Consider the following 13,238-nt stretch of genomic DNA (forward strand, 5'->3'; position numbering starts at 1 on the left):
TCGTCCAGGTAGACTGTGGGAAGTCATGACGAACAAATCCAACCGCCACGCCGCCGATGCCCGGACGACAACTACGTCGACACCCGACACAGCCTCCAATGCCCCATCGCGCAAAGAACTCTATGCTCAGCTCACCGAGGTTAGCGCCGCTGATGAGCACCGGTTTCGTCGTCGTCTGAAAAAAGCCCGATCTGACCGAGCACGGCACGCCATCGCTCGTGACTTAGCGGCGGCACGGACCCAATTCGCCGCAAAAATCGCAACGCTTCCGACGATCACGTATCCCCCTGACCTGCCCGTATCCCAGCGGGTAGACGACATTGCCGACACTATCCGAACACACCAGGTCACTATCGTCGCTGGTGAAACCGGGTCGGGGAAAACAACGCAGATACCCAAGATCTGTTTAGCCTTAGGGCGTGGCCGGAAAGGCATGATCGGGCATACCCAGCCGAGGCGGTTGGCTGCGCGGACGGTGGCCGAACGAATCGCCAGTGAGGTTGGCCAAGATATCGGCCAAAGCGTTGGGTACGCCATTCGTTTTGATGACCGCGTCGGCCCCTCAACAGCTATCAAGCTCATGACCGACGGCATTCTCCTGGCGGAAATGCAACGTGACCGGCTTTTGCGGGCTTATGACACGATCATTATTGATGAGGCTCACGAACGAAGCCTCAACATCGATTTCATTTTGGGCTATATCAAACGGCTATTGCCACGACGCCCAGATCTTAAGGTCATCATCACCTCCGCGACGATCGACCCTGAAAAATTTGCGCGTCACTTCGCGGATGAGGAGGGAAATCCGGCGCCCATTATCGAGGTCTCGGGACGAACCTACCCTGTTGAAATCCGGTACCGGCCCCCGTATATCGAACGCGAACGCAAGGACGGCTCCGTCGAGCGGATCGAAAAAGATCCGCAGGATACTGTGTGTGAAGCATGTGAGGAGCTCATGGCAGCCGGGCCTGGGGATATCCTCTGTTTCTTCCCCAGTGAACGCGATATCCGCGAAGCTCATGACGCCATCGAGGCAAAGAAATGGCCTAATGTCGAGGTCACACCACTTTTCGGGCGCCTATCCAACGCGGAACAGCACCGCGTTTTTAGCCCGCACCGCGGCCGTCGGATCGTACTTGCAACCAACATCGCTGAGACGTCGTTAACCGTTCCCGGTATTCATTATGTTGTCGATACAGGTACAGCACGCATTTCTCGCTACTCGACTCGGACGAAAGTCCAACGGTTACCTATCGAACCAATCAGTCAGGCGAGCGCGAATCAGCGATCAGGCCGTTCCGGGCGTATAGCGAAAGGAATTGCTATACGGCTGTATTCCGAAGAAGACTTCGACTCGAGGCCAGAATTCACCGACCCCGAGGTTTTGCGCACCAATCTCGCCAGCGTGATCATCACGATGGCCTCGTTGAAACTGGGCGATATCAACGAGTTCCCATTCATCGATCCGCCAGAACCCCGAGCAATTCGCGACGGCATGATGGTGCTTCACGAGCTGGGCGCTTTAGGCGAGGGCGAGCGCGATGGCTCCCCGGTGCTGTCCTCCATCGGTCGCGAAATCTCCCGTATCCCCGTCGATCCCCGGCTAGCTCGAATGCTGGTTGAAGCTCATCATCGAGATGTCGTGGAAGCCACTTCTGTCGTGATCGCCGCATTATCTATTCAAGATGTCCGCGAGCGCCCGACTGATCATGAGCCCCAGGCGGATCAGGCTCACGCGCGGTTCAAGGACACGGATAGCGACTTTATGTCGTACCTCCGTCTATGGGCATATCTCACGAGTATCAAAAAAGAATTGTCGGGGAATGCGTTCCGGAAGCGATGTCGCGCAGAATACCTTCACTACATGCGGGTGCGCGAATGGATGGACTTTGTTCGACAACTGCGTCGAGTGACCGAAGACCTGTCGTGGTCGTGGGACCAGAATCGTCTTACTGCTGTCATACCCAACGACAACGACGAATCGACGACGCCTTCCACGAAAAAGCGCTCGCGGCCGAACAAAAAGGCGAAATCGCAGAACAATAACGCGCATCCCGATATGCCGATGCTCACCGTCGATCACGATGGGCTCCACCGATCTATTCTCTCCGGGCTTCTCTCGCAAATTGGACTACGCAGCGATGTGAGAAAGGAATACCAAGGCACTCGGGGGACGCGATTCTTCATCTTCCCAGGGTCATCGCTGCATAAAAAGCAGCCTCAGTGGCTGATGGCTGCGGAAATCGTCGAGACATCACGAATGTTCGCGCGTGATGCTGCCGCAATCCAACCACGCTGGGTTGAAGAGCAGGCATCGGATTTACTGCGCCATCAGTATTCAGAACCTCACTGGTCACGCAGGCGATCTGCGGCAATGGCGTACCAACGGTCAACTCTCTGGGGTTTACCGGTTGTCACTGATCGGCCGATCTCCTACCACCGCATCAACCCACGCGAAGCCAGAGAGATCTTCATCCGCAGTGCCCTCGTCGAAGGTGATTGGGTCACTCGACACAAGTTCTTTCACCTCAATCGCGACAAGCTAGCCACTGCCGGAGAGCTTGAGGAAAAGACGCGTCGCCGTGACCTACTTATCGACGACGACACTCTGTACGATTTCTATGATTCGCGGATCCCGGCCTCAGTAACGACGGGACGCCACTTCGATGCGTGGTGGAAGAAGGAATCGAAAAAAGATCCGCATCTCCTTGATTTCGATCCGGATAAGCTTCTCCACCCCGAAGCGCACACCATTAGCGAGGACGATTTTCCGGACCGGTGGCGAGCTCATTCCACCGACCTCGAGCTGACGTACAAGTTCGAGCCAGGAGAGGACGACGATGGGGTCAGTGTGCGGATTCCGCTCCCCATTATTGGGTCGTTATCGTGGGATGACCGTTTCGACTGGAACGTTCCTGGTTTACGACGTGAACTAGTGACGGCACTTATCCGCACTCTGCCGAAGCCGTTGAGAACCACCGTTGTTCCTGCTCCCGACTTTGCACGTCGGGCCATCGAGATGATGCATCCGTACGAGCAGCCGCTTACGGATTCGCTCGCCGACGCTCTCAGAGCAGTCGGAGGCTCGGGCATGACGTCCTCCGACTTCGACGTCGCTAAGCTTCCTCTTCACTTGAGGATGAATTTCCAAGCTATCGATAGACACGGGAGGGTCATCGATCAAGATCGAGATCTGGATGCGTTGAAGAAGCGGCAAAGTTCGGCGGCAACGCAGGCAATGTCTGCCGCGTTCAAGCGAAGTAAAGTCGGTTCGGCTCTTTCTCGAGGCCATTCCCACGACGACGGATCAGCCCAAGACTTGCCGCAGACACAGCCCGATTCCCAAAGCAGCACCGCCCGCCGTTCCGGGGAGGACGCGACGACTGTTCCTGACCTCGGGAAGGTGTATGCAGAATGGACTGACGAGGGCATCGGCACTCTCCCCGAAAGCGTCCAAACTACGATCGACGGGCAACCGACAACAGCGTATCCGGCGCTTAAGGTCACGTCGAAGGGAATTGAGGTGGTAACCTCCGCATCTCAATCCACTGCCAATTCCATGATGTTCACTGCAGTACTTACTTTGTTAGTGCAGTCCATCAAGATCAATGAGAATCAAGCAGTGAAGGGGCTACCGCTACAGCAGCGAGTGGCGGTGGAGCACTATCCCCATGGGGGTCTGAGCGGACTGGTTAACGACTGCCGAGTTGCGGCGATCAAGGATGCGCTGGTGGATCACGGTGTCATCGAGCGATCTCCCGAAGCCTTTGAGGCACTGAAAAAAGAAATGTCGCACACTATTCCTGCAGCAACGCGGCGCATGGTTGTTGCCATGGCACCAGGGCTCGTGGCTTATGAGTCCATGGCCGAAGAGATCAAGAAGTGGGATGGGCAAGCGATCGAGGATATTAAACGTCAGCTGAATATCCTCCTTCCTCCTAATGCGGTGACACGATATGGCACCGGTCATCTCAAGCACCTTCAGCGGTATATGAAAGCGGTTGAGATTCGTCTGGAAAACATGGAGCGTGACCCCGACCGAGACGCCGACGGCCAGGAGGAAATTAACAACCTTGAACGCGCTTTCCGCTCAAAGCTCAAAGGGCTTCCTCAACAGCGCGCAAACTCCCCCGCAGCACGAGCCATCATTTTCTCCCTACAAGAACTACGCGTTCAAGTGTTCGCAGAGCGGTTAGGCACTGCGCAGAAAGTGTCCCCCCAAAGAATTACTAAAGCCATCAACAAGCTCCGTTAAGTCTGGGCCGATCTGATGACTACCTACTCCCTACTGTGAACGCCGTGCCTTGAATTCTGTGATCTCTCGTTCGAAGTCCTCCATGCTGCTAAATGACTTGTACACGGAGGCGAAACGCATGTAGGCAACTTCGTCGAGTTTCCGTAGAGGCTCTAGTACTGCAAGACCTACATCGTTTGAGTTAACCCGTGAACCTCCTTGAGCACGCAAATCGATTTCCACTTCTTGGGCAAGGAGTTTTAACGCGTCGTCAGAGACATTTCGCCCTTGACAAGCACGTCGTACACCACGGATTAACTTGTCTTTACTAAAGTCCTCTGTCACGCCGTTTCGTTTTTCAACCAACAACACAGATTTCTCAACAGTGGTGAAACGACCGTGGCACTTAGTGCACTGCCGCCGCCGACGAGTGACAAAACCATTTTCCACGGTCCGCGAATCAATCACCCGAGACTGTGGGTGGTGACAAAACGGGCAAAACACGACGATGATCTCCTATCTAAACGGATAACGCCGGAAAACACCGCCAGTATATTAACCCTCGCCAGAGGGCGTGACGATCACTGATTGACTATATGGTGTTTCCTGATTCATGTCCGCATCCCGCGGTTCTTCCCAGGCGTAATACAGGCTCGCACCCATGAGCAAACCGATTACGACACTGTACGCTGCGATTCTACGTCGCTCAGGAAAAATTGACCGTCTACACGGTTGGGCATATCTTCTCGCCGGGTAGGCCCTCACGGCAGGACCTCCCCGATGAGCTCTGGGGTGAGGTCGGTTCTTCTGCACTACTCTACGGTTGGTGGCAGGCTCTGCATGCCCATTCTTATGTGATACGTGGCGTTGGACGGGGTGAGCTGAATAACGGCGGGTCAATGTCGGGGTTTGTGTAGGCATGGGACATCCTTTCGGCAATGTCGAGAATGAAAATAATCGAACATCTCATCCCTCATTGAGGGACATGGCTATGACATCATGCGGGCCGGACATAAAGGCACAACGCAGCTCGTTATTCGAACATTAAATCCTATTTACCGAGTGTAAAAGCGTTTTTTATTCGAACATGTGCGATCTGATAGAGGTTCATGCGTGTTCTATATTCGCCAGTGTTAGCGCCAATCTTTGCCTAACAACGGCCCGTGTCATCGAACGCACGTCCACGTGCTGTGAGTTGATGTAAACTGATCTCAACATCGCCTACCAGGCGCACAGTACGGCCAAAACTCCAGCCATAACGACCTCAAACCTAGAACTGGGAGAGACCAGCCCCATGCCTGCAAAGAAATCCCGGAAGTCAACGAAGCCTGACATGGATTCATTGACGGACCGGCAACATCGCATCATCGACGTAATTCATGATGCAATTGTGCTGCGTGGCTACCCGCCGAGCATTCGAGAAATCGGCCAAGCCGCTGGCCTGACCTCGACGTCATCGGTGGCATACCAACTCAAAGAGCTCGAGCGTAAAGGATTTCTCCGGCGGGACCCGAATAAACCTCGAGCAGTGGGGCTGAAGATCGCGGATCCGACGAAACCTACTGGGTCCTCATCGCTGCACCACGCGGATGAAGAATCCACGCCATCTGCATCAGAGAACGTTGCGGACAGCGATATTGAGTCCAACCACCCCACCCCCGTCTTTATTCCGACGATCGGTCGGATTGCTGCAGGTACACCGATCCTGGCAGAACAAGAAGTTACCGACGAGTTTCCTCTCCCCCGAGAACTTACTGGCGAAGGAGACCTATACATCCTGTCAGTTGTCGGTGAATCCATGAGGGACGCCGGAATCCTAGACGGTGATTATGTCGTCGTGCGCTCACAAAATGTGGCCGAGATTGGTGATTTCGTCGTCGCCATGATTGATGGAAATGCGACGGTCAAGGAATTCCACCGGGACCGAACCGGAGTGTGGCTACTGCCCCACAACGATGCGTTTGATCCGATCCCCGGTGATGAGGCCACTATTCTCGGCAAGGTCGTCACAGTTCTTCGATCACTGTGACGCGCGCCAAATAGGTCTACGCCTAATTAGATAACGCCTATTATCTGCCGACGATCCCCCCCACCCGGAGCAGGAAAGCAATCCTGCTCCGGGCGCTGTGCTTCTACACAGCTTCTGGCTTTTAGCCAGCGTCAGCAGCCGCTTTCTTCGCGTCGACGGGGGAGGTAGCGGCAACCGCAGCGGCCGCCATCTTCTGGCATTCCTCGAGAGTACGGTCGCCAACCTGAGCCCCAACCCCTGCAGCAGAAGGAGCGGCAACGGACAAGGAGTTCACGCCCAAGCCCGTCAAGACGCAGGCAAGAAGCGGATCGGAAGCTGCCTCGCCACAAACTCCGACCGGAGTTTTCGTCTCCGCGCCGGCCTCACAGACCATCTTGATGAGCCGCAAAACAGCAGGCTGCCACGGGTCATTGAGGTGAGCCAATGGGGAGGACAAGCGGTCAGCCGCCATCGTGTACTGAGTAAGGTCATTCGTTCCGATCGAAACGAAATCAATTTCCTGCATGATTTCCCGAGCACACAGCGCAACCGCAGGAACCTCAACCATGATCCCGGGCGTCAAGCCACGCTCGTGGCACATACCCGCAAACCACCGAGCTTCGTCGGCAGTTGCCACCATTGGTGCCATAACCCAGGTCGGAGCGTCGCCGCGATCGTTATCTTCGACCGCCTTAGCAATAGCATCCAACTGGCGCTCCAGAATATCCTGACGGTCCCACGCAATGCGCACGCCACGAACACCCAGAGCCGGGTTGTCCTCTTCCTCCGCCTCGACGAAGGGAACGGGCTTATCCGACCCTGCATCAAGAGTACGAACAACAACCTTCCCCTTCGGGAACGCATTCAGCACACGGCCATACGCCGCGGCCTGGTCATTGACCGACGGCTCCTTCGTCGACGATAAGAAGAGAAGCTCAGTGCGGAACAGGCCAACTCCCTCAACTGCAGTCGACGCTGCCGAGGCAGCCTGAGGGCCATCCTGAACATTGGCTAATAACTGAACGCGGTGGCCATCTTTGGTCTGAGCAGGGCCTTCCCAGTTTGCGATCTTCTCTGCAAGCTGCTGCCACTCATGAACTGCCTGCTTCGCAACATCCTCATCCGGGTTGACCGTGAGCTCTCCGGCAGCGCCACTAATCATGCCTTCAGTTTCGCCTGAGGAAATCTCAACATCAGTCGGTCCAGTTGCAACAACGCAAGGAATATTGAGCTGACGGGCAATAATTGCCGTGTGCGACGTCGGTCCACCACGACGCGTGACGATGCCGATGACTAAGTCCGGATTCAGCGTTGCCGTATCCGCGGGTGCAAGGTCGTCGGCCCACAAGATAGATGGCGTCGTGAGGACCGGAAGTCCAGGCTCCGGAAGGCCCTGGAGGTGGGCAAGAACACGGTCGCGGACATCTTCAAGGTCGGCGACGCGCTCCGCAAAGACTCCCCCGTTGGCCGTAAACATTTCGACGAATGACGCTGTAGCAGTGACTGTTGCGTCGATCGCATTCCGTCCCTGTTTGGTGGTTTTCTTAACTTTCCGACGCCATCCGCGGTCAGATGCAAGCCCCGCAGTTGCATTAACAACATCTGCAGCGTGCCCCTCGAGGCTCTTGGCGCGTTCCTTGAGAGCCTCGGTGACTGCGTTAGCCGCTTGTTCAAAACGTTCGTATTCAGCCTCGCGCTGACCTTCGTCAACCTCAGCCCCAGCTTCCGGAACAGCGGGACGCGGGGCCACCACTGCGATTGGACCAAGGGCGACACCAGGTACTACGGCCTTACCTTTGATCACGGCAGTTTCTTGGGTGTCCATTAAAGTCGCTCCTCATGTCGGATTTCTTTAATCCAAGTCTAACGGGTGATTCCAGAAATATACCATCATTCAGAGTGGGAAAAGTCACAAAACTATGCCCAAATGCTCACGTTCACAGTAAAGTAAACGTAAAACCACAGAAAAGCCACTGATTGGATGCTCTCTTTATGTCCGATCGGGGGCATTCAGACACGGTCTGATGACCGTTTGAAAACGAAACGCGTACTCTTAGGAGCGAAGAAACATGAAGACAACGTAAAACCAACGAATCAAGCGCAGACTCAGCGTGAACCAGACGTGAAAGGACAAGTGACACAGACATGTATGCAGAGGAACGACGGAGACAAATCGCTTCTCTCACCGCCGTTGAAGGCCGCGTCAGTGTCACAGACTTGTCCGAACGATTCTCAGTAACAGCAGAAACGGTTCGTCGAGACCTTGCTCAACTCGATCGGGAAGGCGCTATCCATCGCGTGCACGGCGGTGCTGTGGCGTCCACTAATTTCCAGACTTTAGAGCTACCCATCGACAGTCGCGCAAGGGCCGCCTCCGGCGCTAAGGCCGCCATCGGCCGAACCGCAATGGATTACCTCCCACCACAAGGTGCAGGCATTTTTCTTGACGCGGGGACAACAACAGCGGTCTTGGCTAATCACATCGCGGATTTGTCGTCGGGACGCGGATGGCCCATCGTCACGAACTGCCTTCCCATTGCGATGAATCTGGCAAGCCGGAACTTAACCGATCTTCAGCTACTCGGTGGCCAAATTCGTGCGATTACCCAAGCTGTTGTGGGTGATACTGCGCTGCGTACGCTCGCGCTTATGCGTGCTGACGTGGCGTTTATCGGCACAAATGCGTTGACGATTGACCATGGCTTATCGACGGCTGACCCCCAGGAAGCAGCCGTCAAGAGAGCCATGATTACTAATGCCAATCGCGTCATCGCCATGTGCGATTCGTCGAAATTTGGCCGTGATTACCTGGTCAGCTTTGCTGCACTGAGTGATATTGACGTTCTCATCACTGACTCTGCCGCCCCGGAAAGTTTTCTTTCCCAACTTCGCGAACATGAGATCGATGTCGTCGTTGCACAGTAAGCGCGTGTAAAAGAGCTCGACGCTCTTACGAACACAACAACGATGTCGATCCACCGCCACCACGTCTAGAGGAATAATGTCTTCACACTCATCATCGCCGACTCCACAAGAAGGCGAAACACACGAGGGCTCTAGTCCATCCGGCATTGAAGCATTAGATAGTCAGTCCTTGCGAATTCCCGACAATGCTGTCGTTACAGTGACCCCTAATCCCTGCATGGATCGTACGGCTGCAATATCCACCCCACTTGATCGAGGTGGAGTAAACAGGATCACTGACGTTACCGATGTACCAGCCGGCAAAGGCATCAACGTAGCGATGGCTACTTACAGGGCCGACGAACCAACCGTCGCCATTGCACCGGCATCCGCAGGCGATCCCTTTACTTCTTTAGTTCATAAAACAGGTCTCAGCTTCGTACCGACGCCAGCTGACCATCCCGTCCGCGTCAACCTCACTGTCACGGAACCCGATGGCACGACGACGAAACTCAATGAGCCAGGCAACCCTCTTGAGCAAGATCACGTCGACACACTGACCCGAGTGATTTCGCAGGCCGCGCAGCGTGCATCGTGGATCGTTCTCTCCGGTTCACTGCCACCCGGACTGCCTACATCGTGGTACGCCGACATGGTCGGAGCGATTCGTAAGAGCGCCGACGGGCACGACGTCAAAATAGCGGTCGACACGTCAGATAAACCGCTTGAGGAACTCGGTGCCCGCATGCTGAAGGATCCGGCTGTGGCTCCCGATCTCCTGAAGCCAAACGGTTTCGAAATCGGCCAGATCCTCGGCCTCGACGGGAAAAACATCGAACACGAGGCATCGCAGGGAAATCTCAAGCCCGCGACAGAAGCCGCAAAGCTCTTGGTTGACCACGGCGTGCGTTATGTCCTGCTCACACTCGGTGCGTCGGGCGCGGTCTTAGCTACCCAACAAGGGACCTGGTATGCCTCTCCGCCTCCTATCACTCCGGTGAGTACTGTCGGAGCGGGTGATTCAAGCCTGGCTGGCTTCATTATTGGTACCCAAAGAAGCGGTCACAGTAACGGAACGAGCTCAGCTACAGACAGTTCAGTTGAGAAAACTGCACTTCGATACGCTGTAGCCTACGGCTCTGCGGCAACGTCGCTGCCCGGAACGACAATCCCCTTCCCCTCCCAAACGCAACCTGAATCCGTCACCGTCATGGCTGGCGCTGAAGCAACAGCCTTGAAAGGAGTGTCATGACATCATCGAGCGGTTCCGGATCTACTCCGAACAAACCGACACAAAAAGAAACAGCACCAGCGGAGGGAACGCAGGCGAACTCCTCGGAGCCTCCCGTAATCACCCCGGACCTCATCATGCTCGACGTGGCTCCCGGTGATACCAAGGAAGCTGTTATTAAAGCTTTGGCTTCACATGCGGCGGTGGCCGGTCGCGCTGATGACGCCGAGGGGCTTACCTCTGACGCCTTGACTCGCGAATCGAAGTCAGCCACTGGTGTGCCTGGTGGCGTGGCAATTCCGCACTGCCGCACCAGCCATGTGGAAGTTCCGACGCTGACCTTCGCGCGTCTCTCGAAGCCTGTTGATTTTGGCTCCGCCGATGGCCCTGCCGACCTGGTTTTCCTTATTTCCGCTCCGATGGGCGGAGGGAAAGCACACCTGCGGATCCTGTCGAAATTAGCCCGTAGCTTGGTAAAAGCCTCCTTCCGGGACTCGCTACGCGAAGCATCCGATGAGAAGGACGCAGCCCAGCGCATCCTTGACACCTTGGCTGCCAAGCCAAAGAAGAAGTCCGCCTCGACGGCGTCGGCAAGTAAGGGTGCAGACGCAGCCGCGGCGGGTAGCGCTGCGGGGTCGACGCCCGTCGGAGCAGCGGGAGCATCAGCTCAGAGCACCGACGGCGGCAACCAGGCTAGTGGATCCGGACAGGCTGTTACCCACCTTGTCGCGATTACCGCGTGCCCCACCGGCATCGCGCACACGTACATGGCTGCGGATTCCCTGTCGCAGACAGCCGATGCACGTGACGATGTCGAGATCACGGTTGAGACTCAGGGATCATCCGGAGTCACTCCCCTTCCCTCCGACGTCATTAAGAATGCCGATGCCGTCATCTTCGCCACCGATGTTGGGGTGAAGGACCGTGAGCGCTTCGCTGGCAAACCAGTCATCGAATCTGGCGTGAAGCGGGCTATTGATGAACCCGCGGTCATGATCGATGAAGCCATCGCGGCAGCAAAAGATCCTCATGCACGTCGCGTCAAAGGGAAGGCATCATCGTCGTCTGAGAGCTCTCAGGAAGAGGGCGAGGGACTCGGCTGGGGCAAGCGTATTCAGCAAGCCCTGATGACCGGTGTGTCGTACATGATTCCGTTCGTGGCGGCAGGCGGCCTCCTTATGGCGCTGGCCTTCGTGCTGTCTGGTGCGGATATCGCCAAGGTCTACGAAACCGTCGTCAACCACAATGCTCTGTGGAACCTTCCCGGGCAGCACATTACTGTCGACGGCGAAACGTACAACTTCAGCCAGGCTCCTCTGCTGATCTACCTTGGCGCTGTATCGGCTTATGTCGGCACGCTGGGGATGAACTTCCTCGTGAGTGCCCTGTCGGGGTATATCGCCTACGCTCTCGGTGGCCGTCCAGGTATCGCTCCAGGATTCATTGGTGGTGCCGTCTCCGTCGCTGTGGGGGCAGGGTTCATTGGCGGCCTGTTCACGGGCCTCATCGCAGGTCTCATCGCAATGTGGTTCAACACGCTTAATCCGCCACGGTGGCTAGCTGGGTTGATGCCTGTTGTGATCATTCCTTTGGTGGACTCGCTCATCACCGGCTTCGCCATGTTTATCCTGCTGGGACGCCCGATCGCCTCGCTGATGGACGCCCTGCAGAATGGCCTGAACTCGATGTCCGGCTCCTCCGCGGTTCTCCTCGGCATCATCCTGGGTCTCATGATGTGCTTCGACCTCGGTGGTCCCATCAACAAGGCAGCGTACTTGTTCGCCACGGCTGGACTGAATGTCGACGATCCTGCGTCGCTGAAGATCATGGCTGCTGTCATGATTACCGGTATGGTTCCGCCGCTGGCCTTGGCTCTTGCGACGACCTTGCGGCCTAAGCTCTTCAATAAAGCGGAGCAGGAAAACGGAAAAGCGGCTTGGTTGCTAGGCCTATCCTTCATCTCTGAAGGCGCTATCCCGTTCGCCGCTGCGGACCCGCTGCGCGTCATTCCGGCTACGATGCTCGGCGGCGCGGTCTCCGGTGCTATCTCGATGGCAGCTGGCGTCGAACTGATGGCTCCTCACGGCGGCGTGTTCGTGATTCTGGCCGTCACCCACGTTCTTATGTTCTTCGTCTCACTGGTGGTTGGCGTAGTCATCGCTGCGGCTGGTGTCGTCGCCCTGAAGACATGGTGGCCAGTCAAGACACGCGATGCCGCGAAATCGCCAGCGTCGACAGCGCCGTCGTCGACGAACAAAGAAGCTTCTGCCAAGACCACAGCGTAAAGCCGAAGCTCGGCCATTACACTGACATTGGCTTAAAGATTGGGCGGGTACCCACTGAACAACAAACCAGCGGTACTCCCCGATCAAGAGATACGGAAAAGGCTGTGGCACATAGCACTTTCCGTATCTGAACTACCACACTTGCAGCAACTTATCCGCTACGATAAGTACCGCTGTAGAAATAAATAAAATGCTTTGTGCAGGAGGACTTTAAGTCCGTTATTCTGGCACAAGAGGATCCCGATGATCCGCACCTTGTTTTGATTAACAGAAAGGTTCACTTATGGCTTCCACAACCGTGACTGTCGGTTCTACCGTTGGTCTTCACGCTCGTCCCGCAGCTGTTATCGCCGAGGAAGCATCTAACTATGATGACGAGATCTTGATCTCGCTTCCCGACGATGATGATGCAGAACCTGCCGACGCCGCTTCTTCCCTCATGATTATGGCCTTGGGCGCTGAGCACGGTGACACCGTGGAAGTTTCGTCTGAGAACGCCGAAGCTGTCGAGAAGATTGCGGCTCTGGTCTCGCAGAACCTCGATAACGAATAATCCACTAGTTGTCGGGACCGCCA

Annotated in this window: 8 protein-coding genes; 6 read left to right on the forward strand and 2 right to left on the reverse strand. The window is 55.9% G+C overall.

What is annotated here, in order from left to right; translation table 11 throughout:
- Window positions 1-25: 25 nt before the first annotated feature.
- Window positions 26-4,255 carry an ATP-dependent RNA helicase HrpA gene (gene hrpA, locus CKROP_RS05370; RefSeq protein ID WP_012731724.1) on the forward strand — a complete coding sequence of 1,410 codons (4,230 nt, stop codon included), beginning with the start codon at window positions 26-28 and terminating at the stop codon, window positions 4,253-4,255.
- A gap of 30 nt (window positions 4,256-4,285) precedes the next feature.
- Here the strand turns inward: hrpA and nrdR are convergent, their stop codons facing one another.
- The gene (nrdR, locus tag CKROP_RS05375) at window positions 4,286-4,738 is read right to left on the reverse strand and encodes a transcriptional regulator NrdR (protein ID WP_012731725.1); all 453 of its coding nucleotides are present in this window, start codon (window positions 4,736-4,738) and stop codon (window positions 4,286-4,288) included.
- A 790-nt stretch (window positions 4,739-5,528) separates the two neighbouring features.
- Between nrdR and lexA the strand changes: the two genes are divergently transcribed.
- A complete protein-coding gene (gene lexA / locus CKROP_RS05380) occupies window positions 5,529-6,263 on the forward strand; it encodes a transcriptional repressor LexA (RefSeq protein WP_012731727.1) in 735 nt (244 codons plus the stop codon).
- A gap of 121 nt (window positions 6,264-6,384) precedes the next feature.
- On the opposite strand, the gene ptsP is transcribed toward lexA, so the two are convergent.
- Entirely contained in the window at window positions 6,385-8,067 is a 1,683-nt protein-coding gene (gene ptsP, locus CKROP_RS05385) for a phosphoenolpyruvate--protein phosphotransferase (protein ID WP_012731728.1), read from the reverse strand.
- Window positions 8,068-8,387: 320 nt separating this feature from the next.
- On the opposite strand from ptsP, the gene CKROP_RS05390 reads away from it, so the two are divergent.
- The 4 genes from CKROP_RS05390 to CKROP_RS05405 all read left to right on the forward strand — a co-directional run bounded on the left by CKROP_RS05390 (window position 8,388) and on the right by CKROP_RS05405 (window position 13,215).
- The gene (locus tag CKROP_RS05390; protein WP_012731729.1) at window positions 8,388-9,167 is read left to right on the forward strand and encodes a DeoR/GlpR family DNA-binding transcription regulator; all 780 of its coding nucleotides are present in this window, start codon (window positions 8,388-8,390) and stop codon (window positions 9,165-9,167) included.
- A 76-nt stretch (window positions 9,168-9,243) separates the two neighbouring features.
- Window positions 9,244-10,398, forward strand: a complete 1,155-nt coding sequence (locus CKROP_RS05395; RefSeq protein ID WP_012731730.1) for a 1-phosphofructokinase family hexose kinase — start codon at window positions 9,244-9,246, stop codon at window positions 10,396-10,398.
- Window positions 10,395-12,662, forward strand: a complete 2,268-nt coding sequence (locus CKROP_RS05400; protein WP_012731731.1) for a PTS fructose transporter subunit IIABC — start codon at window positions 10,395-10,397, stop codon at window positions 12,660-12,662. The genes CKROP_RS05395 and CKROP_RS05400 overlap by 4 nt, the downstream gene beginning before the upstream one ends.
- 283 nt (window positions 12,663-12,945) lie before the next feature.
- On the forward strand, window positions 12,946-13,215 hold the full coding sequence (locus CKROP_RS05405; RefSeq protein WP_012731732.1) for an HPr family phosphocarrier protein: 270 nt from the start codon (window positions 12,946-12,948) through the stop codon (window positions 13,213-13,215).
- Window positions 13,216-13,238 lie beyond the last annotated feature (23 nt).

The organism is Corynebacterium kroppenstedtii DSM 44385, assembly GCF_000023145.1.
GTDB lineage: Bacteria > Actinomycetota > Actinomycetes > Mycobacteriales > Mycobacteriaceae > Corynebacterium > Corynebacterium kroppenstedtii.

Bases quoted from the DNA above. Each gene is read 5' to 3' on its own strand.
- CKROP_RS05395 (WP_012731730.1), top strand. From the start codon at position 9,244: ATGTCTTCACACTCATCATCGCCGACTCCACAAGAAGGCGAAACACAC.
- CKROP_RS05400 (WP_012731731.1), top strand. From the start codon at position 10,395: ATGACATCATCGAGCGGTTCCGGATCTACTCCGAACAAACCGACACAA.
- ptsP (WP_012731728.1), bottom strand. From the start codon at position 8,067: ATGGACACCCAAGAAACTGCCGTGATCAAAGGTAAGGCCGTAGTACCT.
- CKROP_RS05405 (WP_012731732.1), top strand. From the start codon at position 12,946: ATGGCTTCCACAACCGTGACTGTCGGTTCTACCGTTGGTCTTCACGCT.
- hrpA (WP_012731724.1), top strand. From the start codon at position 26: ATGACGAACAAATCCAACCGCCACGCCGCCGATGCCCGGACGACAACT.
- lexA (WP_012731727.1), top strand. From the start codon at position 5,529: ATGCCTGCAAAGAAATCCCGGAAGTCAACGAAGCCTGACATGGATTCA.
- CKROP_RS05390 (WP_012731729.1), top strand. From the start codon at position 8,388: ATGTATGCAGAGGAACGACGGAGACAAATCGCTTCTCTCACCGCCGTT.